The sequence below is a fragment of the Xanthomonas sp. 10-10 genome (assembly GCF_040182365.1).
GTDB lineage: Bacteria > Pseudomonadota > Gammaproteobacteria > Xanthomonadales > Xanthomonadaceae > Xanthomonas > Xanthomonas arboricola_F.
The window spans coordinates 3,103,034-3,125,622 of record NZ_CP144460.1; the positions used below are offsets into that span (position 1 = coordinate 3,103,034).

Here is a 22,589-nt window from a genome sequence, read left to right on the forward strand (position 1 = left end):
CACGGGCGTGCCACGGTCGCGGACCCTCCCAGGTGCCGTACGCCATGGTAGACGCGCACCCTGCCCCGGCGCACCACTGCATACGTATTCATGGCAGCAACGGGCATGCAGCACGGCGCTTGCACGGCGTAGCGCTGCATAGTCGCCGCTTCTGCATCGGTCGCCTTGGGAGGGGATATGCCGCTGTCTTCATGTCGAGCACGCTCGACGCTGGGCGCGCGCTGGATCGCGCGCCTGCTGTTGCTCGCCTGCATCGCGAGCGTGGCGCCAATGCTGCATGCCGAGGTCACCACGATCGATGTCGCCTCGCCCGGCAAGATCCTGCAGGTGAGCCTGGAGCTGGATGGCGGCACGCCGTACTACCGCGTGCAACGCCTGGGCCAGCCGGTGCTGCAGCGTTCACGGCTGGGTTTCAATCTGCGCGACGGACGCCTGGACCGCGGACTGGTGGTGCTGTCGCAGACACGCCAGAGTCATGACGACACCTGGGAGCAACCCTGGGGCGAAACCCGCCTGGTCCGCAACCACTACAACGAATTGCGTGTTCGCCTGGGCGAGCGTGACGGTGCGCAGCGTAGCTTCGAGGTCGTCTTTCGCGTCTACGACGATGGGCTGGGCCTGCGCTATCACTTTCCCGAACAAGCCGGCCTGCGCGAAGCGATCGTCGACGACGAACTCACCGAATTCGCCATTGCTCAACACGCCGATGCATGGTGGATTCCGGCGGGCGAACCGATCCATTACGAGTATCTCTACAACCGCACGCCACTGAATCAACTCACCCTGGCCCACACGCCGCTCACGCTACGTACCGACAGCGGGCTGCATCTCGCACTGCACGAAGCGGCGTTGGTGGACTACGCGGGAATGTGGCTGCGTCGCACCGACGACCAGCGCCTGCGCGCACAGTTATCGCCCGCAGCCGAAGGCTGGAAGGTGCGCCGCACCCTGCCGTTCGATACGCCGTGGCGCACGCTACAGATCGCCGATCAGGCCACCGGCCTGGTGGAATCGAACCTGATCCTCAACCTCAACGAGCCCAATGCGCTGGGCAAGGTGGACTGGGTCAAGCCGTCCAAGTACGTCGGTGTGTGGTGGTCGATGCATCTCAACCAACAGACCTGGGCCACCGGGCCCAAGCACGCCGCCACCACCGCCACGACCCGGCGCTACATCGACTTTGCCGCCGCACACGGATTTCGTGGTGTGTTGGTCGAAGGCTGGAACCCGGGCTGGGACGGCGAATGGTTCGGCAACGGAGGTAGCTTCGATTTCGCAAGATCCACGCCGGACTTCGACCTTCCCGCGTTGAGCACGTACGCCGCGGGCAAAGGCGTGCATCTGATCGGCCATCATGAAACGGGGTGCGCAGTGGACCATTACGAGGACCAGATCGCCGAGGCGATGGACCTGTACGCACGCTTCGGCGTGGACTCAGTCAAGACCGGCTATGTCTGCGACGACGGCCAGGTGGAGCGACGCAACCCTGCAGGCGGCGCCCCGCTGCGCGAGTGGCACGACGGCCAGTGGATGGCGCGCCATCATCTGCGCGTGGTGCGCGAGGCCGCCGAGCGGCATATCGCCGTCAACGCACATGAACCGATCAAGGACACCGGCTTGCGCCGCACCTATCCCAACTGGATCTCGCGCGAAGGCGCGCGCGGCATGGAATACAACGCCTGGGGGCAGCCGCCCAATCCGCCGGAACACGAGGTCAACCTGGTATTTACGCGCCTGCTCGCCGGGCCGATGGATTACACGCCGGGTATCGTCAGCCTGAAGGGCCGCAACGGCCAGGCCATCCCCAGCACGTTGGCGCGGCAACTGGCGCTGTATGTGACGCTGTATAGCCCGATCCAGATGGCCGCCGACCTGCCCGAGCATTATCTGCAGCATCGCGACGCATTCCGCTTCATCGAAGACGTCGCAGTGGACTGGGACCAGACCCGCGCATTGAATGGCGAAGTGGGCGACTACGTGACCATCGCGCGCAAGGATCGGCATAGCCGCGAATGGTTCCTGGGCAGCATTACCGACGAATACGGTCGCCTGCTGCAGGTGCCGCTGGGCTTTCTCGAACCCGGCGTGCGCTATACCGCGCAGATCTATCGCGATGGCGACGGCGCCGATTACGTGAGCAACCCGTTCGCCTTCGTGCGCGAAGAGCGCCAGGTCGGCAGTACCGACACCATGGAGTTACGCCTGGCCCCCGGTGGAGGCCAAGCGATCCGCTTCGTACCGATGGATGGCAACCGTTGAGTGATGCCTCGCAACGTTGCCCCGCATCCATCGCCATTGATTGCACGTCGCTGCGGCGCCCGACTGCTGTAGATCCCGTATCGCACGATGGGCCCCCGGCAGCGACCGTTTCGTGCGCGGGATATGCCATGTGGAATCGATTTCATTGCCGTTGTGCGGGTTGAATACGTATGCAGCAGCCGTTTGCATGCGGGTGCGGTGTCTACCATACGTTGCAGTCGTGACGTCCGTCCGGGCGTGCGCCGCATGACATCCAGGCGTCTGCCGGATCAAAAAATCAAAGAACAACATGTACCTGGGAGGGGAAAATGTTGAAGCACAAGCGCTCCGCGCTGAGTATCGCCCTGGCCGTTGCCATGGCACCGACGCTGGCTGCCGCGCAATCGGCAACGCCTGCACAAGCCACCGGCACCGAACAACCCGCGTCCGAGCAAGCAGCCGGCGGAGTCACCGAGTTGGACAAGGTCCAGGTCACCGGCCTGCGCCGCGCGATCGAAGGCGCCATCTCGGTCAAGCGTGATTCCACCTCGATCGTGGAAGCCATTTCGGCCGAAGACATCGGCCGCCTGCCCGACGTCAGCATCGCCGAATCGCTTGCGCGCCTGCCTGGCCTGGCCGCGCAGCGGGTGGCCGGTCGCGCGCAGGTGATCAGCGTACGCGGCCTGTCGCCGGACTTTTCCACCACCCTGCTCAATGGCCGCGAAGTGGTCAGCACCGGCGATAACCGCAGCGTGGAATTCGACCAGTATCCGTCCGAGCTGGTCAGCGGCGTCACCGTCTACAAGACCCCGGACGCCGGCCTGGTCGGCCAGGGCCTGTCCGGCACCGTCGACATGCAGACCGCACGCCCGCTCAGCTACAACGAGCGGGTGATCGCCATCGGCGGCCGTTACCAGCGCAATTCGCTGGGCAAGGCCGCCAATGTCGACCCCTACGGCAACCGCTTCAATGTCAGCTACATCGACCAGTTCGCCGACCGCACCATCGGCCTGACCATCGGCTACGCCCACACCGACATGCCGATCCAGGAGAACCAGGTGGGTTTGTACGAACCCTGGCAGCCGGTCAACGCACAGCGCCAGCGCCCCGGCGTCGCCGATGGCGTGTATTTCTCCGACGGTATCAAGGCGCTGCGACGCACCGGCAACCAGAAGCGCGATGGCGTCATGGCCACGCTGCAGTATCGCCCGTCCAATGCCTGGACCAGCACGCTCGATGCCTTCCATACCGAGGCCGAGCAGATCGACACGGCCAACCAGTTCGAGCTCAACCTGAGCAACTACAACGGCGGCTATACGCCGGGCCTGAACATCACCGATGTGCGCGTCAACGACAACGGCAGCTTCATCGGCGGCACCGCCAGCGGCGTCTATCCGCTGGTGCGCGGCATGTACAACAAGCGCGAAGACAAGATCGAAGCATTTGGCTGGAACAACGAAATCACTGCCGGTGCGGTCAAGATCGTTGGCGACCTGAACTACTCCAAGGCCACGCGCGACGAACTGAACCTGGAAAACAACCTCCAGCGGGCGCCCATGCCGCAACTGGACACGGTGGGAGTGTCGGTCGCCGGCAACGGCTTCTCGCAGCTGGCGCCGGGCATGAATTATTCCAATCCGGACGAGCTGTTCCTCACCAACACCATCTACGGCTCCGGCTACGGCAAGGTGCCACGCGTGGAAGACGTGCTGAAGGGCGCGCGCCTGCAGGCAAGCTTCCCCATGCCCGAAGCGCTGAGCTGGTTTTCCGATCTGGACGTGGGCGTCAACTACGCCAATCGCGAAAAACAGAAGACCCAGCCGGAAGGCAACATCACGCTGGGCGCGCAGGGCGAAGCCACGGTGGCGGCGGATCTGCAATACGCCCCGGTCAATCTCGGCTTTGCCGGTCTCGGATCTCTGCCTGCCTGGAACGTACCGGCCGCAGTATCGCGCTACATGCTATTCAACCCCAGCGACGATGCCTCGTTCCTGGTGTCCAAGGCCTGGACGGTCGAAGAGAAGATCACCACCGCCTGGCTACGCGCCAACATCGATACCGAATGGGGCGAAGTGGGTGTTCGCGGCAATATCGGCGTGCAGCTGCAGAGCGCCGACCAATCCTCGCAAGCCAATTACTGGGATGCCTCGCAACCGCCTGGCAGCGAAGTGCGCCCGATCGACGACGGCAAGAAGTACCGCGACTGGTTGCCCAGCCTGAATCTGGCCTTCCAGTTCCCGTACGAGCAGACGCTGCGCTTTGCGATGGCCAAACAGGTCGCACGCCCGCGAGTGGACCAGCTACGCGCCTCGCTGGAGTTCGGCGTGGACACCTCCACCGGCCGGCCAGGCGCAAGCGGCGGCAACCCGATGCTCGACCCCTGGCGTGCAAACGCCATCGACCTCTCGTACGAAAAATATTTCGCCGAGCGCGCCTATGTGGCAGCTGCGTTCTTCTACAAGGACCTGAAGAGCTACATCTACACCCAGAGCCGCGACAACTACGACTTCTCCGCACTGGTTGCCGGCTACGTGCCGCCGCCGGGCTCGGCGCCGGTGCTCACCACCGGCACCTTCAGCGCACCGTTCAATGGCAAGGGCGGCACGTTGCGCGGCGTCGAGCTCACTGCATCGCTGCCCCTGGACCTGCTGTTCGCACCGCTGGAAGGCTTCGGCATCCAGGCCAGCGCCACCTTCAACGACAGCGACGTCAAGATCCGCGACCCGGAAAGCGCCTCCAGCGTGGGCGATGGCGAAATCAGCCTGCCCGGCCTGTCCGAACGCGTGTACAACCTCACCGCGTATTACGAGCACAAGGGCTTCGAAGCGCGCGTCAGCCAACGTCGCCGCTCGGACTTCATCGGCGAGATCGGCAACTTCAACGGCAACCGCACCCTGCGCTACGTGGTCGGCGAAAACATCACCGACGCGCAGATCAGCTACAACTTCAGCGACAACAGCAGCCTGACCGGCCTGACCCTGCTGCTGCAGGCCAGCAACCTCAGCAACTCGCCGTATCGCACCTATGCAGAAACCAAGGACCGCCCGCTCGAATACATCGAATGGGGCCGCACCTTCGTGCTGGGTGTGAACTACAAGTTCTGATCTGCTGCAGCACCAAACAGTGGCGCTATAGCCCTTCTCCCCCGGGAGAGGGGTTGGGGTGAGGGTACGGGGTTCAGGGAAACACAATCAGCTCCAGGTGTACTGCTTTCATAATTCTCTAGATTATTCAGAAGTGGCTGCTCTCCAATCCGCGCAATGCAACCCAAAGCGCGCCGCTCCAGAACCTCAAGATGGTGCCTACTCAGAAGCCGCCGGTCAAAGACCCGCGGCTTTTCTTTTGAATGAGTACCACCGCCATTCGGGTAAACGCGATCACCACGGGAGCAGCTAGTAACAAGACCATGCATACGCCAAACGGGCGATACCGGAGCTCAAGAGGGGTATGTGCCGCTCGTGCACTCCGATTCAGAGTGCCCCACCCACACCAATTGACGACTGCTGGCTGCGTTCTGTCAGCCGCTTTCAATCGAGGAGATCGGGTGCTGAGCGCCATATGCGCACCTGACTTCTCGACATTCCCATGCGCACCAGACGCCGTGACACGCGAGCCAGTGCGTCGACTGGCGATGTCGCAATCACACTCAGCTTCATCAGGCACCCGGCTCCTGCAGCTTGATCGGGCCGGCGCGCACGCATTGCCGTTTCCTGCAACAGCACCACCCATGTGACGCATCTTGAGTCGCTTGCCGGGCACAGCGCTCAGCGCAAGCACTGATTGGTAGCAGACACCGCATACAAAAAAAACGAGGCATCACGATGGAATGCCTCGCCTGTCTCACTCAATCACAGCTACCCGCCTGTGAAACGGTGCTATCGGCCCTCGCCCGTGGCGCACACCACCGCGTGCCCAGGCAAGCTCACGCGTCCATCCTCGATCACGCCCCGCTCCACCCCCGGGACATCGAGCTGTACCCATGCGCCTTCAGGCAGCGCAATCTCGGCAACAGCGGACGACAAATTGAAGGCCAACAGCATGACCTGGCCTGCATGCTCACGACGAAACATCAGCACCGGCTCGGCGGTGTCGTAGAACGTAATCGCTCCTTCGCACAAGGCCGGCATGCGCCTGCGCCAGGCAAGAAACGCACGCACCGCGCTCAACACCGACTGCGCATCGCCCTGCTGCACACTTACCGCGGCCAGGCGATGCGGCTCGGCCAACGGCAGCCAAGGCTTGCCACTGGTGAAACCCGCTGACGGCGCATCGGTCCACGGCATCGGCGTGCGGCACCCGTCGCGCCCCTTGAAGGTTGGCCAGAACGTGATGCCATATGGATCCTGCAGATCCTCGAACACCACATCCGCCTCGCCCAGCCCAAGCTCCTCGCCCTGGTACAGGCAGACCGAACCACGCAGCGAACACAGCAGCGCCACCACCATCCGCGCCAATGCGGGCGACGCATCTTCGCCGCCCCAACGCGTCACCGCACGCACCACGTCATGATTGGAAATCGCCCAGCACGGCCAGCCTTCCAGCATGGTCGCCTCGAGCCGGCTGACCGTCTCACGAATATACGCAGCGCTGTAATCCTGCACCAACAGCTCGAAGCTGTAGCCCATGTGCAAACGGCCCTTGGCGGTGTACTCGGCCGTGGTCACCAGCGAATCTTCTGAAGAAATCTCGCCCAGGCTCACCGAATTCGGATAGCGATCGAGCAACGCGCGCAGGCGCTCCAGGAACGGCAGATTTTCCGGCTGCGTGTTGTTGAAGTAGTGGTATTGGTACGCGTACGGATTGTCCGCACTGAAGCCACGCCCCACCCGCTTGTCTGCCGGCTTGGCCGGGTTGTCGCGCAGCTGCGCATCGTGGAAGCAGAAGTTGATCGCATCCAGACGGAAGCCATCGACCCCGCGATCCAGCCAGAACCGCACATTGTCCAGGGTCGCCTGCTGCACATCGGTGTTGTGGAAATTGAGATCCGGCTGATCCACCAAAAAGTTATGCAGGTAGTACTGCTCGCGCCGCGGCTCCCACTGCCACGCCACCCCGCCGAAGATCGATAGCCAATTATTGGGCGGCGTGCCGTCCTCGCGCGGATCGGCCCACACGTACCAGTCCGCCTTTGCGTTGGTCTTGTCCTGCCGGCTCTCCTGAAACCACGCATGTTCGATCGAGGTATGGCTCAGCACCTGGTCGATCATCACCTTCAGCCCGAGCGCATGCGCCTTGTCAAGCAGGCGATCGAAATCTTCCAGCGTGCCGAACAGCGGATCCACCGCCCGGTAGTCCGCGATGTCATAGCCGAAATCGGCCATCGGTGACTTGAAGAACGGCGAGATCCAGATCGCATCCACGCCCAAGCCGGCGATGTAGTCGAGCTTGGCGATGATGCCCGGCAGATCGCCCACCCCGTCGCCATTGGAATCCAGAAAACTCCGCGGATAGATCTGATAGATGACGGCCCCGCGCCACCATGGTGTCTGCGACATGTACGCCCCTCCCGGGCCAATGCGGGCGCGAGAATGAGCGCCCTGCCAAGGTTGCTAGCGTAGCTCCGCACAACTCTAAGAGCGCACATGTGCATACGTATTCATGTCATCTAAAAATACGCTATCAAAATCCCAAAACCCCTCTGAACTCTAATATTCGAGGTAGCAAAGCATGTCGCGCCAAAAAAAATCCAGATAATGCGGAATCGAAACCGATAGATCCCTAAAGCTACAAAAATCCGCGAAAACAGATGGCATTTAGCCGGTGCATGGCACGCATACGCGGGCCATGCACCGCATGCTAGGCATGATCTTCCGCTTGCTTATCAGCACTCGATTTCCGTCTACCGGAACCTTTACGGTTTGCATAAAACTCTTCCAACCATTGCTCGGGCGTCAACTGATCGACGCTAACACCAAGCTTGTTGGCTTGTCGCGACAAAACCTGCTGCATAATCTCAATATTATCAGTCGACGACGAAATCACTGAAAGCGCGTCATCCATTCCACGCAGATTGAGCTGACATACAGCGGACGCATGACCTTGCTTCACTAAAAAGCAACGCGAACGTTCATCAAGGGACACCACCACCTGATATTCCGCGTCAGTAAGCTTAAGCCCTTCCATGTAATCGTCACGACTGGCATTTGGGTTAGGCAGCAATATCATTGTCGCCGTCTGCTCAATCAAAGCTGCCGCAATATCACTGGCCAACGCATCCTCAGGGCTCTGCGTCGCAAAAATGCCCATGCCATTCTGCTTTCTGATGGTCTTCTGCTTGTTCTTTGCAAACTCTTTCAAGCCACCCTTGCCATCCAGAATTTTCCAGAACTCATCCATAACATAGATCAGCGGGCGCCCATCGATCAAAGACTCCAGGCGATGCAGTAAATAATTAATCACTGGCACACGCACTTCAGCATTATCAATCACATCGGTATAGTCAAAGCCGATGATGGAGGCCCTTTGAAGATCGACTGTGTCCACTGGATTATCGAACACCCAGCCCAGCGAATTCCCTGCCGTCCAGCGCCGCAGTCTTGCATAAAGCCCATCGTCCCCCATATTAGGCAGGCTTTTGCGGAAATTACTCATGCTGCGCAGATGCATCGGAGTGTCCAACATGCCCTCCACAGCACGAAAAATATCCTCCTCTTCGCGCGAGCTGTATTCTACCTTACCGCCCAACACCTTGATGAGCTCTGAAAGAAACTGCGTATTCGCTTCGTTTCTCTCGCATTGAAAAGGGTTGAATCCAGTGGGAGCGCCATTTTCAAGCGCCAGATAATTACCTCCACAAGCACGCACGAATATCTCGGCCCCACGATCCTTGTCGAAGAAAAATATCGTGGGTATAGGATCAAATTTTTGCACTTGACTCAACAAAAAGTTGATTAGCGCCGTTTTACCTGTACCGGACTTTCCAATCACCATCGTATTGGCGATAGCTTTCTCACCCAGAGAATTTTCTGCAGGATGTGTGGCATGAAAATTAAAGTAGTAAGGCTGACCATTGGTGGTCTGCAGCGTCGTAACGCATTCGCCCCAAGGATTATTGTTCTGCTTCCCCTGGGCAAAGTTATGCAGAGGAGAAAGCCCAAGGAAATTAAGAGAACTGAGATTCGCGATACGCGTACGGAAGCGCCAGTTTCCCGGCAGCTGGGCATAGAAAGAGGATGCTACCGCCAGATCTTCCTTAGATGAGACAAAGCCTGCATTAGACAACTCGGCCCTGGTCGTTGCTATCTGCCGTGCCAACTTTTCCTGGCTATCAGCGTAAATCGCAATAGTGAAGTGATATTCACCCAGAACGAAATTTCCCGAAGCAACGTCGTCCATTGCCACGTCCAAATCACGAATCTGGCTTGAAGACTTGTCACCTGACGAAATCATCATCCCTTTGGTTCGCTCAAGCACCTTAAGTGCATCGTGGCGACCGACCGGACTAAAAGAATGGGTTACAACATATTCAAAATCAAGATATTTTAAACCATTCAGAATTCCCGGATATGTACCATCCGAATATTCCTTAACGTTCAAGATAGCACCAAAATGATTAATCCCATCCGGTGTACGGATGACAAAATCACCTGTCTTGTTTGCAAACATATGTTTACTAACAGGCAAATACGCTTGTACCGGGGCCTGCAATACCGGAACGGGCTCGTCAATTCTATTTAGCAGATAACCTAGAAACTCTAAAGTCTCTGAAAAAACAACTCCATTTTTAGCCTCATACATACCCAAACGATAAGGCGAATAATCTTTCAGCACAGCCTCGACATTCGTGGCCAGCTCGATCACTTTCGCCACTGCTTGATCTTCTTCCGACTTGAGCCGCTCAGGGTCTGCTGATTTTTCTACTAGGCGCCGCCCGGTGACTACAGGACGGTAGATCATGCTGAAATAGAGCTCGTTTTGCATGATCTTTTGCGAAGACAGTGCCGCATAGTACTCGTCAGACAACGCCTGATTAAACGACTGCTTGAAGCGACTGCCGTTGCCGATCTTACGACGCCGTCGGACATCGTGAACCCAAAACGCAACGTTGGCAAAATCAGGCGCACGTAAAGTCTGCAACAACCGATTAAAGGTGTTATGCCGTTGCTCAAGCTCGAACTCATCCCTGCCGACAAATGGCAAACCGGCGAGATGCCAGATCAAAAGATAATCGCCACCAGTTGTCTTCAGCACCGAAGGTGCCACGTGTGTCGAAATAGATACAAACTCACTGATTGGACTATCTGGGCTGAACATGGCAATACCAATAAGAAGGATTCACTGCAAGACTAGGCTCTGAAAGACCAACCCCATGCAGATTCAGTGCATGGGGTTGGTCGAGTTATCGCCTGTACGCTAAGGCTTCCCGGGGGGATTTTTACGATATTCGTTTGGACTAAACACCCACATTCCTGAATAACGCTGCAGATTACGAACGCGAAATCGAAATAACCATCTCAACGCCAGCAACCTGAAAATCATCTCATCGCGCTTTGCCATCTGCTGCATTATAAAAATGAATACAGGAATGGTCAGGAGATACCACAGATTGAGATACATGCCCATCATCAGGCCTCCACCGGCGCCAATGAAAAAGGGGATGTATGGAACCCCCAAGAACATTGCAGGGCGGGTGCACCCGCGAAAGAGCACGTCTTTATGCATAATGATGCAGCGCTTGGAGTAGCGCCATTGCCGATTCACCCTGGCACTGGCTGTCGCGCTTACCGATAACCATGTTAGCAATCTGTCCCGCAGCGCCAATCAAGACACCGCCGATAAGAATTGGAGAGACTTCCGAAATTCGCTTATGAGCAAACGCGATCTGGTAACCGGCCACAATCACGGCGATCGTTACGACAGCTACAGAACCCATGGTGAGCAGCGAATTTACATTATCGAGAAATCCACAGACTTTTTCGTCAGTCTTTGCCAGATCGCCTACTTGCGCACCGGCGCCACCGGCAACGAATAGAGCTGAAGTGAAAACCAAAGCTTTCAATGCCTGAATACCGACCATCTTAGCGTCGGCGACCAACTGCTTGTTATTCATCATTTGCATTTTCTATCTCCTTTAAACAGGGGGGCTTGCAGCCGTCCTATGGCAACATTCTTCCTTGTTAAAACACGAAAGCACTATCCACTGGAACTTGCCTCTGAAGCTGCGGATTGGTGGGCGCAGCAGATGGGGACCCGGCACTCAACGTAACCGACTGAGATGGCGCAACAGCCGGGACAGCAACTCCACGCCCTTGGCCCGTTGCCTTAATTATATAAAGGTCGTTGGGTTCAGTCGGCGTGACGGGCGTCGGACCATTTGTACTTGCAAGGGCTGAGGAATTTTCGAGTGGAGCCGCAGGTTGCGAATTCACCTGTGGCGACTGTGCCATGCCCTGCACTCGCCTAGAAACAATTGCATCGGCCAATTCTGCTGCTGCCTGACGCAACGGACTCCTGACACCAACCTTGATTGGTTGATTAGGAATAACTCCGATCGGCTCGACGTTATCTACCCGTGCCGCCGACTGCCGAATGGATGCATAAATTTTTTGTACATACCCATGCTTAAACCCCGTCTCGAAATTACCGGAGTAATAGCAGCTGAAAGACTTGCCCCAGTTAGCACCTGACCGAGAATGGCATTCTGCAAGGATCCTCGAAGCAGCCACGAGGTTTGGACATTTTTCAAAAGCCATTTCGTAACTGGTCAAGCCATACTTCACTAAATTATAGCGATTCACTTGGCCAAGCCCGAGAGAAAAGTTGTATCCCTTTTGCTCCAGCATTTTTGCCGTGGCAACTGCTTCTTGCAGCCCTCTCGGCTCACGAACAAGTCTCCCACCGACCACGCCAATTGCGTAAGGATTCCGCGAAGACTCCACACGGACGACATGCTGCATCACCTCGCCGGGGACAGCTAGTCCGGTGCAGCCCATTAGTTCCATACCTGGCAACATAGCGGCTCCTTAAACAAGATCAATAGCGATAGACGACAACTCAACCACCACGCAAGGTTCGAATTGGATCAAAGTCAATACCAGTGATGTAGCGCCGTCCCGCATGCGCTTTGATATGCACTACTATATCAATGGTCATACGCAGCAGACGTTTTATCACTTCAAATTCTAACCCAGAACCTTCGTTAGAGGCTTTGACCATAAGCGCAAGTTGGTCCCAGGTTTGCTCAACGCTACCAGCATGGCAACTGGTGATTGAGCCAGGGTGGCCAGACGCACAATTACGAATAAAATAGAACGATTCATCGCCTCGCAACTCAGCTAATATGATTCGATCGGGCTTCATTCGAAGGCAGGCCTCCATGCAGCTTTTAGCTGTCACGTTACTCGCGCTCTGCCCGCCCTTAGAATATAAGAGATGAACGGAGTTAGGCTGACTTATGAAAAGTTCTCTTGCGTCCTCAATGGTAACAAGTCTCTCTTCATTTGGAATGTGGTTAACGAGAGCCTTCATGAACGTGGTTTTACCACTGCCTGTCGCGCCCGCAACAACAACATTTTTCTTGTAGAGAACAGATTTTTTGAAAAACTCAGAGTAATCTCTGTTACGGCGTAGCTCCAGCAATTCGCGATCTTGATCGCTAACGTCAGCAGCCTGCTCTAGTACTTGATCAAAAAATCCATCGTGTTTGTATTGCTCCAAAGTCTTGGTGTGCTTTGAGGGCAGACGGATGGTAATCGAAACTTTTCCAGCGTCACAAGCAGGTGGAATTACAAATTGCGCACGCTGCCCCGTTGGAAAAGTCAATGAAACAACAGGGTCAGCGTCCGTGATCCGCTGACCGGTGTTGCTTTCATTAACAACCGCAGTGCAGAACTGCCTTGCACGATCAAATGTCAGTGAAGGCACATCTACACGCTGCCAGCCATTGATGGTCTCGAGATACAGCTCGCCCGGACGATTGATGCAAATTTCAGTGACCTCCGGAGAGTTCAAGTAATCCAAAATTCCCAAGACGGAATACTGATAATCCAGAAAATCATTCGAGATTTTTGCGAGTGGTGAGTCTTCAATCGTCACGGCGTAACCTTCGTTCACTTTGGCAGCACAGCCGAAAAATCAACATCTTTGGCCACATACACATTCAGTACGGTGCCCTGATTGATTGTCACCGTCGATGGACGACGGCCGGATTTTGCCACTGCTTGCTCGGCAATATCCTGAATGCTGCGCGCAGTATTACTCTCGAATGGCTGCTGAGTGATCACTCCGCTACCTACTCCGACCGTTGTCGTCTGGGGGCCGTATTCTGCCGCAGCATATTTAAATGCATCACTCAGCATACTAATGAACAACGCAGAGGCTATTTTATTTCCCCAATGTGCATCATATTGGCCCGGATGCCCCGCGCTGCCAAGGTTATCGATGCCTGGCCCCTCCAGCATTACATCAATACCCGTGGGCGTTGTGATACGATCCCAAACCACCTGCATGCGAGGCGAAGTCGGCTCCTTGGCAGCATATTGGCCCAACATCTTTGACCCCTTCGGCAGCAGGAGTTTATGGCCGTTTATTGAATAAACAGGCTCGGTAACAATGCAGGACGTAAAGCCATCAAAGTCACTGATGATGCGGGTTTCCAGTATGCAACGAATATATGTCCCTCGGACAAGCAGACCATCGGGATTACTAATCGGCTTTGCCAGCGTAATTTGCTTATCTAGTTGATCTTCAGGAGTTCTTGCAGCGCTAGCACCGCTTGCAGGTCGCAAATCAGCATCAGCACCCTGTTCTGCAAGAATGCGCCGCTCCAGAAGCGTGGGACCACGTTCCCGCTCAGGAGCGACAACAGGAGGGGGGGCATCGTTATACTCAGGCGGCTCACTCGGGAGCGCCAGCGGACTCTGCTGCTGGACGAGCGGCACTGGTTCTGGCGCGGTTGGTGCACCCAAGTTTTGAGGCAGAGCTGGCGCAATAACGGTTTCTGCGCGAGGCTTCACCACTTCTGGTTTTTCTGAGTTACGCGATACCAGCCAAAAAATGGCGAGTACTAGGAGCAACGCGATGCCAGCCAAGAACATCAAAGCTTTGCGATTAAGCCGCTTCATGTCATTAGATTGCAAAACAGGTTCGTTTGCATCTAGGTCTGGGGATTCGGCGGACCGATGACGTGCAAAATAGGGATTACTGCCATGCTCGTCGTGTTCAGAACGCGACTGCGCATCCATTTCTCCGGGAATGCGCTCATCAGAATTATTTGGAGGGTTTGAGTTCACTTTTGCTTATTCCTTCGCAGACCTACCACATTGCTCCCGTGGCGCACTACCAGATATGGGTAGGTGCCGTGCACGATCAATGTATTCCCCTCAACCGTCGTGTTGACCAAGAAATCCTCACTATGCTCTTTCTCGCGGCCAAAGACTGCCGGAAAATTTCCGGTAGGAAAACGCGTCAAATCCATATTTATGTAGGTAAACTTGCCGTCGTCATACACCCGACTCGGGATCAACCACGATTTCTTAGTGCGCGTCGAATAGTCGTAATCATAATAATAACGACGATCCTTGAGGATCTTTGCATTCAACTGCGGCCCATCTTTTGCAGCAATCAGATCCTCGGCACCATTGAAGCTCGTGTCCTTGGGATAAGTGAAGACAATTTTGTACTGAACACCGGCCTGTTTGGCTTGTTCCAGGCGCTGCCAATCAGTTGCGACGACCTTCAGCTCCAGAATGTATGAATGGGTTGCGGTACGAATCATCATATTCGTATCGACATCGACATTCTTCGGCTTTAAGTAAAAAACATTTTCGCGACGCGTCAGCTCCCATCCACCAGTAAAACCCGTACTGTAATCGAGGATTTTCTCATTGGGGCTGAGTTCAATCTGGGTAGTAATACCCAGACCCGTACGAACTTGGTATATTCGATCCGACTCATACTCATATTCTTGTACCACCTGCGCAGCGACAGGGAAGGCGCATAACCCAAGAGGAAGCAACGCTAGTAGCGCCATTTTGTATCGGCTAAAGAGTTTCATCTACCGCTCGCTCCATTGACATTATTTTGTGCTCCCTGGGGTTGAATGGCGGGCTGGGCCTGGTTTGGATACATTTGCGGTGCCTGTTGCGGTGCCGGAGAGACACCGGGTGCTGCTGGTGCACCCTGCTGCATCGGCACTGTTCCAGGTAGCGCTCCGCCTTGAGTAGCAGTGTTAGCCATATCACTGGTGGCCCCTGGCTGCACAGCAGGCACCCCCGAAGCGGTTACGGTCGTCGGCGCTGCCAGCGGTGCGCCCGATGCCGGAACCGCAGGCAGCGCAGAGTAATCATTATCAACCCGGTAATCTGTCACTCTGAAACCGAGCGGATTTTCCACCCTAAGGTCGTCGCTCATTTCAAGATTGTCTTGATAAGCAAACTCCATCGTCGCAATTTTATTATCAAGCAACGTAGTTACAGTAGAGCTTTTATCATAGATATTGCGCTGAAATCGAACGGTCGCACCCGTATATGCCTTACCCCTACCCCCGATAAGCGTAATGCTCAATATATTGATGCGTATCGAGCGATTCCTACCGTAAATGTTAAAAGGCCTAGAAGCATTGTTCGCCGCATGCAGCGCTCGATATTCCGCCAACACACTCGTAGCCGCCATTGAAACTACGGTATTCCAATCTCGATCGCTGATATTGGATGCATCGTACGATTCACGTGAGATAATGAACCTTGCGATATTGCTGCGTGCTAATGCTTCGCTGGTACTCACCGAACGCCCGCCGAAATTTGCTTCGAGTTTGGCGATCGTGCTCGTACCTGAATAGGCATCCGCCATTACAAGATAGGGAACTTTTTCCTTCAGAGGCAGCATGTAGTAGTAGCCGCCAGCGGTCAGCACGGTGACGAGCGTGGACATCATCGCCACCATCCAAGCACGTTTTTCACTACGGCGGGCAAGGTCAGCGATGCTGACCTCATAATTCACCGCTTTCTGGACTGCCGCGCCTACTTGGGCGGATCCGTCCTTCTCATTGACTTTCTTACGCAACATGTCTAGATCCGTCACCGTGGGGCCTTGTCAGGCCTGAAACTGTTGCCGCGATGGGTTGCGGGCACTTGGGAAGCATGGACGTGCTTGAAAATGTGATGCGCAGGTGCAGCACATCGGTCGACGCTCCCTTAGAGCTTGGAACCCGTTGACACTGGTACCGGCTGCACGAGCAATTTATTGGCAGAGACTGAGACCGAGACTCCCTGCGCGGCATACACCGCACTGAGTTCAGTTGCGGCTTGCTGCACGCTGGTGGTGCTGATGTTCGAAACCGGCGCGATAAGGGTGTAGTCCGACGGCAGGTTGTAGGACAACTGCATGTTGGAGTCCGCGGCCCAACGCTCAAGCATCGTCTTCAGCGTGCCATCCATCGGCGTAGCCTGATACGTGTAGGAGGTATAAAGAGGAATTTCGGTTGGAGCCTCGTCAAAGTGATTGACGTGCTTCCAGCGCCCACCAAAGTCAGGAGCAGGCTTGGTCGCGCAGGCGCCAGCCAACATGGCAGCCGCTAACACCAACGACAGCTTGGACACATACATCGGATTCACTCTGACTTCTCCAACTCATGAAATTTCGGGCTTAATGACGGACAGCACTACGGCCCCACACACCTAAAGGTGACGGAGCGTCGAGAGCTTTGAGAAACCGGCTGGAAACGCGAGGCGCACATGATCCGCCCAGGCAGGCGGAGCAGTGCAGCGCAGACGCGCGGGCAAGCGACACGAACATACCGAAGAACCATCCATAGCTTTACTCCTGTACGACCCCGTCCGGCGCCGTCCCCTTAACAAAAAATCAACAATGCAGGAATTCTGGATAACTTTGCCCTTAACGGACACATGAGTCAAGAATTACCCACACATATCTACCACCAATCCGTGATGGATATCACACTCCCATGGAAAGCGTTTTCACATCTGTTTTGGGCAGCAATCGCGCGGTGAAGTAGCGATCTTCGTAGTAGCGGATCTTGTCGCACTTCACAGGATGCGGAATGCCTTCATACAGGAAGACTTCCTTCTCGTTCCCCATTGCCTTCAGCTCCTGCGGCAACATCAATGCACGCCGCTCCTCCGACACGCTACGCGTTGTTTCGCGCCCCCTTGTGATGTTTTTCTTCTTGATCGTCGTGTAGCCCAACATCTCCGAGTAGTCGTTCGCGTCCTGTTGTTCGCGCGGTGCGTACAGGATCTGCAGGGCGTGGTTGGTGATGATGGTGCGCGACAGGTCCTTGCCATAGGTCGCGTCCAGCTGCGCCATGCTCTGGATGATGGGCAACAGACGGATGTTGTAGCCCGCCATGTAGGCTACTGCCGTCGCGATGATGTCCACTTTGCCGATCGAGGTGAATTCGTCCATGAGCAGCAAGCACTGGTACTTGAGCTCGGGGTTGGACTTCGGCAGTTCGCGGGTGTTGAGGTTGATGATCTGGCTGAAGAGCAGGTTGATGATCAGGCGGCTCTCGGCCAGCTTGTTGGGCTGGATGCCGATGTAGATCGTCATCTTCTTCTTGCGTAGATCCGTCAACATGAAGTCGTCGGCGCTGGTGGCCGCATCCAGCACGGGGTTGATCCACGCGTTGAGCGGTTCTTTCAGGGTCCCCATGATGGACGCGAAGGTCTCATCCGCCTGTGACAGCATGTTGGCAAAGGCCGACTTGGCGTTGCTGCTCAGGAACCTGCGCTCGGACAGCGACTTCAGGTATTTCTTGAGGTCGGTACCGTCGCCCGAAGACAGGCGGTAAATTCCGCCCAGCGTGGGCGCCCCTGCCCCGCCCGGGAAGCCAAGCGACAGCTCCTCATCCCAGTTTTCAAACAAGTACAGAGCAAAAGCCAAGAATGCATTACGCGCCTGGCTGACCCAGAATTTTTGATCGTCCGAGCCGTCCGGATACAGCATGGCTGCGATGCTCATCAGGTCCGACACGCGGAATGCGGGATCGTTCGACACGTAGGTCAGTGGATTCCAGCGATGGGTACGCCGATCTTCCGCAAACGGATTGAAGAGAAAGACCTCGTGCCCCTGGCTGGCGCGCCAGCCGCTGGTCAGATCGAAGTTTTCCTGCTTGATGTCCAGGACGACGATCGACTCCTGGTACTCAAGCAGGTTGGGGATGACAACACCCACGCCTTTACCTGAGCGCGTCGGCGCAGCGAGGATCACGAATTGCTGCCCGCTCAGACGCACCAGCTTGCCGTTGAATTTACCGACGACGATGCCGTTTCCGCTTGGCTTGAAGAGGCCGTGCTTGGCGAGATCGGAAGCCCCGGCGAAGCGCGCGTCGCCGTGCAATGCAGGCGCCTTGGGCTTAAGTGCCAGAGCAATACCGATGATCCAGATGAGCGCCGGAAAACCGAAGCCGATGCCACCTGCCATCTTGATCTTGGTTGCATAGGGAGCAACCTCGGGCAGTCCCAGCGCGCTGTAGTAGCGGTAATAGGTGTCCCAGCTATACAGGCCCGTATCCAGCCGCAGCAGCAGCAAGGTCACGTAGCCGGACAGCAGATATCCGGCAAGCAGCGCCACCGCAGTGGCAATCGCGATAATTTTGGCTTTGGACATGCGCCCTTCTCCCTAGGCTTGCAGCTGGACTGCGGTCTAACGGCGGACGACAGGCTTGTGGTCGATCAGGCCCGCTTTGCGGCCTCCGCTCTCGCTCTCGACAAGCGAGTCGATCCACACCTTGGCTTGATCCAAGGAAAGATCCGGCGTGATTCGCGTTCCAGCATCGGTCACGACCGCATACGCCACCACCGCATCGGGTGCATACACCTCGTCGCGCGTGATCGCCACAACGCGATACCCCCCCCTGGTCAGCACGGTGTGCTGATACTCGTCCATCGCCAGCCTTCCTTTCCGTCAGCGCGGAGGCGATGCTAAAGCAAGACGTGTGATGGAGAAAGCGGTTTCGGAGGCGCCCGTGACTGTACGCGTCGCGCCGCCCCATCTCTGAGCCCGATTCGGCGAGCTTGGTTTGGCCCTTCCGACGGTGCAGCGGCAGACAGATACGCGCTGGCCGATAGCTCCGCTGCTGCCAGCACTGGATCCTTCATCGCCTGCGCCGAGCTATTGAGTGATGTCGCGAGCCAACGGCTGCCTGGGGCATGACGTGGGGTCGCGTGGCGAAAGGTGCGCCTTGGCTGGCGCTGCAGGCGACAGGGTTCGTGCCCAGAACATTCCGACACACCATCGCCACGTGGCTACGCAAGCGCGGTGGGGCCGCATGAGAGTGTCCGACTTGCTCGGTCACCGTGCAGCAGGCACAACTGACCGCTACGCGAAGTTCGATCCGACGTATCCGGACCAAGCGAATGAAGGGGTTGGCGTTGATCGCCGAGAACTTGGCCAAGCACGCACCCAGGTTGAGGAGCTCCTCATTGGGGCCACTTTGATTTATTGGCAGACATCGCTGCCGACCATGTAACCACTCAAGTCGCCGTGCCATCTGGACTTGGAGTGGTGGGCGGTACAGGGTTCGAACCTGTGACCCCTACCATGTCAAGGTAGTGCTCTACCGCTGAGCTAACCGCCCGAATCCTGCGCCAGCATTGCGCTGTGCAGGGCGCGCATTCTAGCGCAGGGTTTTGCCAATCACAAGCCCTCCCGCGCTTCGTGCGCCACTTCGCCCTACCCCAGGCTTGCGGCCTTCAACTTCTGGATCTGGTCGCGAATCTGCGCCGCTGCCTCGAACTCCAGATCCTTGGCATGCTGATACATCTTCTGCTCCAGGCTCTTGAGCTTGCCGGCAATTTCAGCGGGCTTCATGGCGCGATAATCGGGGGTGTCTTCGGCGACCTGGCGCGACTTCGAGCGCCCCTTGCCCGCCTTCTTCTCGGCCGCATCCTCGCGCGCACCTTCCATGATGTCGGAGATCGGACGCGCCACCGACTTGGGGGTGATGCCGTGCTCAAGGTTGTACTCCACCTGTTTCTCGCGACGGCGGTCGGTTTCGTCGATCGCGGCCTGCATCGAACGCGTCATCTTGTCGGCATACAGGATCGCCTTGCCGCGCAGATTGCGTGCGGCGCGGCCGATGGTCTGGATCAACGAGCCGGTTGAACGCAGGAAACCTTCTTTGTCCGCATCCAGGATCGCCACCAACGACACTTCCGGCATGTCCAGACCCTCGCGAAGCAGGTTGATGCCAACCAGCACATCGAACTTGCCCAGGCGCAGATCGCGGATGATCTCCACACGCTCGACCGTGTCGATATCAGAGTGCAGATAGCGCACGCGAATGCCATGCTCACCGAGGTACTCGGTCAGGTTCTCGGCCATGCGCTTGGTCAGCGTCGTGACCAGCACGCGGTCGCCGAGCTTGATGCGCTCGTGCACCTCAGACATCAAGTCGTCGACCTGGGTACCGACCGGGCGAATCTCCACGACCGGATCGATTAGCCCCGTGGGACGCACCACCAGTTCGGTGATTTCGCCGGCAGACTCGCGCAATTCATAAGGCCCCGGCGTTGCGGAGACATAGATGCTGCGCGGCGAACGCGCCTCCCACTCCTCGAAGCGCAGCGGCCGGTTGTCCAGCGCCGACGGCAGCCGGAAGCCAAACTCCACCAACGTTTCCTTGCGCGAGCGGTCGCCTTTGTACATCGCACCGATTTGCGGAATGGTCACGTGCGACTCATCGATGACCAGCAGCGCATCCGGCGGCAGGTAGTCGAACAGCGTCGGCGGCGGCTCGCCGGGCGCTTTGCCGGTGAGATGCCGCGAATAGTTTTCGATACCGTTGCAGAACCCCACTTCAGCCATCATCTCCAGATCGAACTGGGTGCGCTGCGCCAGACGCTGCGCCTCGACCAATTTGTTCTGCGAATACAACTGCTCCAGCCGATCTTTCAGCTCTTCCTTGATCGTATCCACCGCGCTGAGCGTACGCTCGCGCGTGGTGGCGTAATGGGTCTTGGGATACACGGTGTACCGCTGCAGCTTGCGCAGGGTTTCGCCGGTCAACGGGTCGAACAAGGTCAGCTGCTCGACGTCGCCATCGAACAACTCGATCCGCAACGCCTCGGTATCCGACTCGGCCGGAAACACGTCCACCACCTCGCCGCGCACCCGGAATGCGCCGCGTGTGAGCTCGAACTCATTGCGGGTGTACTGCAGATCGGTCAGATGGCGGATCAACTGGCGTTGATCGATGTGCTCGCCCACCGAGAGGATCAGGCGCAGCGACAGATAGTCCTCCGGCGCACCCAGACCATAGATCGCCGACACCGTCGCAACCACCAGCGAATCGCGCCGCGACAACAAGGTCTTGGTCGCCGAAAGGCGCATCTGCTCGATGTGTTCGTTGATCGAACTGTCCTTCTCGATGAAGGTGTCCGAGGACGGCACGTAGGCTTCGGGCTGGTAGTAGTCGTAATAGCTGACGAAGTACTCGACCGCGTTGTTCGGGAAGAACGACTTGAACTCGCCGTACAACTGGGCCGCCAGCGTCTTGTTGGGCGCCATCACCAGGGTCGGCTTTTGCACCTGCTGCACGACATTGGCGATGGTGTAGGTCTTACCCGAGCCGGTCACCCCCAGCAGGGTCTGCTTGGCCAGGCCGGCCTCGAAGTTGGCCACTAGCTTGTCGATGGCCGCTGGCTGGTCACCAGCTGGGGAATACGGGGATACGAGCTGAAAACGGTCGGTCATGCAGCGGTGCCCTCAATCGGCCGGTCAGTATACCGACGGCAGATGATGGCAATGTTTGTGGTTTTCCTACGGTCTATTCGGAAGCATGCTGATGGCCTTTAAGGATCAGGCGTTAGACGCTTAAGCTCCCGCAAGGTGGTGCAGCTGCCATGGACAGGAACCATCATCAGCAAGCAGGCTTCACGTTGACAGAGAGCACTATCACAACCGCAGTACTCGCCATCCTTCTAGCAGTTGCCTGGCCGTCTTTGTCGGAGCTACGTCAAGCGCAACAGGTACGCGCCCTTATGTTTGAAATCTCCGCCCACCTGGCAATGACCCGATCGGCCGCAATTTCGCGTGGAAGCGCCGTGGCAATGTGTCCAAGCGCTTCCTACGACAGCTGCGATGCCAACAACGATTGGACGAAAGGCTGGTTGATATACGCCGATCCTGACGGCAATCGGAAGCCTGACAGCACTCACCTTATCATCGGCGTGCGTACGTCAAGTGCTGCTTCCAGGCTCAGCATTCACACCTCGTCAGGACGTGAACAGGCCCGCTACAATTCGCTGGGCAGAACAGCCGGAAGCAATCTAACGTTCCACATCTGTAGCCGCGGGCTTCTGAAGGGCCAGGTGATCGTCAATGCCGCAGGCAGACAGCGATCCAGATTGCTCACAGCCCAGCAGCAGTGCCCCTTCTGAAATTTTTTCAAA

Annotated in this window: 15 protein-coding genes, 1 tRNA gene, 1 other RNA gene and 1 pseudogene; 4 read left to right on the forward strand and 14 right to left on the reverse strand. The window is 57.1% G+C overall.

What is annotated here, in order from left to right:
• Positions 1-177: 177 nt before the first annotated feature.
• The 3 genes from VZ068_RS13055 (at position 178) to VZ068_RS13065 (ending at position 5,761) form a co-directional block, all read left to right on the forward strand.
• Positions 178-2,259, forward strand: a complete 2,082-nt coding sequence (locus VZ068_RS13055; protein ID WP_349655547.1) for a glycoside hydrolase family 97 protein — start codon at positions 178-180, stop codon at positions 2,257-2,259.
• Positions 2,260-2,567: 308 nt separating this feature from the next.
• A complete protein-coding gene (locus tag VZ068_RS13060) occupies positions 2,568-5,342 on the forward strand; it encodes a TonB-dependent receptor (protein ID WP_349655548.1) in 2,775 nt (924 codons plus the stop codon).
• 343 nt (positions 5,343-5,685) lie between these two features.
• Positions 5,686-5,761: non-coding RNA, sX9 sRNA (locus VZ068_RS13065), on the forward strand.
• Positions 5,762-6,113: 352 nt separating this feature from the next.
• Here VZ068_RS13065 and VZ068_RS13070 read toward each other — a convergent pair.
• The 14 genes and pseudogenes from VZ068_RS13070 to uvrB form a co-directional block, all read right to left on the reverse strand.
• Complete coding sequence (locus VZ068_RS13070; protein ID WP_349655549.1) at positions 6,114-7,733, reverse strand: alpha-amylase family glycosyl hydrolase; 1,620 nt, start codon at positions 7,731-7,733, stop codon at positions 6,114-6,116.
• 301 nt (positions 7,734-8,034) lie between these two features.
• Entirely contained in the window at positions 8,035-10,491 is a 2,457-nt protein-coding gene (locus VZ068_RS13075) for a VirB4 family type IV secretion/conjugal transfer ATPase (protein WP_259160972.1), read from the reverse strand.
• 99 nt (positions 10,492-10,590) lie between these two features.
• Positions 10,591-10,899, reverse strand: a complete 309-nt coding sequence (locus VZ068_RS13080; RefSeq protein ID WP_259160974.1) for a VirB3 family type IV secretion system protein — start codon at positions 10,897-10,899, stop codon at positions 10,591-10,593.
• Positions 10,892-11,296 carry a TrbC/VirB2 family protein gene (locus VZ068_RS13085; RefSeq protein WP_259160975.1) on the reverse strand — a complete coding sequence of 135 codons (405 nt, stop codon included), beginning with the start codon at positions 11,294-11,296 and terminating at the stop codon, positions 10,892-10,894. Before VZ068_RS13085 ends, VZ068_RS13080 begins: the two co-directional genes overlap by 8 nt.
• 166 nt (positions 11,297-11,462) lie before the next feature.
• Positions 11,463-12,179: pseudogene (locus VZ068_RS13090) on the reverse strand (lytic transglycosylase domain-containing protein); the annotation flags it as partial.
• A gap of 52 nt (positions 12,180-12,231) precedes the next feature.
• The gene (virB11, locus tag VZ068_RS13095) at positions 12,232-13,272 is read right to left on the reverse strand and encodes a P-type DNA transfer ATPase VirB11 (RefSeq protein ID WP_259160976.1); all 1,041 of its coding nucleotides are present in this window, start codon (positions 13,270-13,272) and stop codon (positions 12,232-12,234) included.
• Between the two features lie 14 nt (positions 13,273-13,286).
• On the reverse strand, positions 13,287-14,468 hold the full coding sequence (locus VZ068_RS13100) for a TrbI/VirB10 family protein (protein WP_326521098.1): 1,182 nt from the start codon (positions 14,466-14,468) through the stop codon (positions 13,287-13,289).
• The gene (locus VZ068_RS13105; RefSeq protein WP_259160977.1) at positions 14,465-15,232 is read right to left on the reverse strand and encodes a TrbG/VirB9 family P-type conjugative transfer protein; all 768 of its coding nucleotides are present in this window, start codon (positions 15,230-15,232) and stop codon (positions 14,465-14,467) included. Before VZ068_RS13105 ends, VZ068_RS13100 begins: the two co-directional genes overlap by 4 nt.
• Positions 15,229-16,242 (reverse strand): type IV secretion system protein, encoded by a 1,014-nt coding sequence (locus tag VZ068_RS13110; protein WP_259160979.1) that lies wholly within the window; start codon positions 16,240-16,242, stop codon positions 15,229-15,231. The genes VZ068_RS13105 and VZ068_RS13110 overlap by 4 nt, the downstream gene beginning before the upstream one ends.
• Before the next feature lie 128 nt (positions 16,243-16,370).
• Positions 16,371-16,781, reverse strand: coding sequence for a toxin co-regulated pilus biosynthesis Q family protein (locus VZ068_RS13115; protein WP_259163780.1), 411 nt, complete (start codon positions 16,779-16,781; stop codon positions 16,371-16,373).
• 349 nt (positions 16,782-17,130) lie between these two features.
• Complete coding sequence (locus VZ068_RS13120; RefSeq protein ID WP_259160981.1) at positions 17,131-18,804, reverse strand: type IV secretory system conjugative DNA transfer family protein; 1,674 nt, start codon at positions 18,802-18,804, stop codon at positions 17,131-17,133.
• Between the two features lie 36 nt (positions 18,805-18,840).
• The gene (locus tag VZ068_RS13125; RefSeq protein WP_259160982.1) at positions 18,841-19,083 is read right to left on the reverse strand and encodes a hypothetical protein; all 243 of its coding nucleotides are present in this window, start codon (positions 19,081-19,083) and stop codon (positions 18,841-18,843) included.
• A 616-nt stretch (positions 19,084-19,699) separates the two neighbouring features.
• Positions 19,700-19,774: transfer RNA gene (locus VZ068_RS13130), tRNA-Val, on the reverse strand.
• Positions 19,775-19,869: 95 nt separating this feature from the next.
• Positions 19,870-21,891: an excinuclease ABC subunit UvrB gene (gene uvrB, locus VZ068_RS13135; RefSeq protein WP_259160984.1), complete on the reverse strand. Its 2,022-nt coding sequence runs from the start codon at positions 21,889-21,891 to the stop codon at positions 19,870-19,872.
• Between the two features lie 149 nt (positions 21,892-22,040).
• On the opposite strand from uvrB, the gene VZ068_RS13140 reads away from it, so the two are divergent.
• Positions 22,041-22,577 (forward strand): GspH/FimT family pseudopilin, encoded by a 537-nt coding sequence (locus VZ068_RS13140; RefSeq protein ID WP_349655550.1) that lies wholly within the window; start codon positions 22,041-22,043, stop codon positions 22,575-22,577.
• Positions 22,578-22,589: the final 12 nt, after the last annotated feature.

Coding starts and splice junctions, on each gene's coding strand:
- VZ068_RS13075 (WP_259160972.1), bottom strand. CDS start 10,491: ATGTTCAGCCCAGATAGTCCAATCAGTGAGTTTGTATCTATTTCGACA.
- uvrB (WP_259160984.1), bottom strand. CDS start 21,891: ATGACCGACCGTTTTCAGCTCGTATCCCCGTATTCCCCAGCTGGTGAC.
- VZ068_RS13120 (WP_259160981.1), bottom strand. CDS start 18,804: ATGTCCAAAGCCAAAATTATCGCGATTGCCACTGCGGTGGCGCTGCTT.
- VZ068_RS13105 (WP_259160977.1), bottom strand. CDS start 15,232: ATGAAACTCTTTAGCCGATACAAAATGGCGCTACTAGCGTTGCTTCCT.
- VZ068_RS13140 (WP_349655550.1), top strand. CDS start 22,041: ATGGACAGGAACCATCATCAGCAAGCAGGCTTCACGTTGACAGAGAGC.
- VZ068_RS13060 (WP_349655548.1), top strand. CDS start 2,568: ATGTTGAAGCACAAGCGCTCCGCGCTGAGTATCGCCCTGGCCGTTGCC.
- VZ068_RS13125 (WP_259160982.1), bottom strand. CDS start 19,083: ATGGACGAGTATCAGCACACCGTGCTGACCAGGGGGGGGTATCGCGTT.
- VZ068_RS13055 (WP_349655547.1), top strand. CDS start 178: ATGCCGCTGTCTTCATGTCGAGCACGCTCGACGCTGGGCGCGCGCTGG.
- VZ068_RS13080 (WP_259160974.1), bottom strand. CDS start 10,899: ATGCATAAAGACGTGCTCTTTCGCGGGTGCACCCGCCCTGCAATGTTC.
- VZ068_RS13085 (WP_259160975.1), bottom strand. CDS start 11,296: ATGCAAATGATGAATAACAAGCAGTTGGTCGCCGACGCTAAGATGGTC.
- VZ068_RS13115 (WP_259163780.1), bottom strand. CDS start 16,781: ATGTATGTGTCCAAGCTGTCGTTGGTGTTAGCGGCTGCCATGTTGGCT.
- VZ068_RS13110 (WP_259160979.1), bottom strand. CDS start 16,242: ATGTTGCGTAAGAAAGTCAATGAGAAGGACGGATCCGCCCAAGTAGGC.
- VZ068_RS13070 (WP_349655549.1), bottom strand. CDS start 7,733: ATGTCGCAGACACCATGGTGGCGCGGGGCCGTCATCTATCAGATCTAT.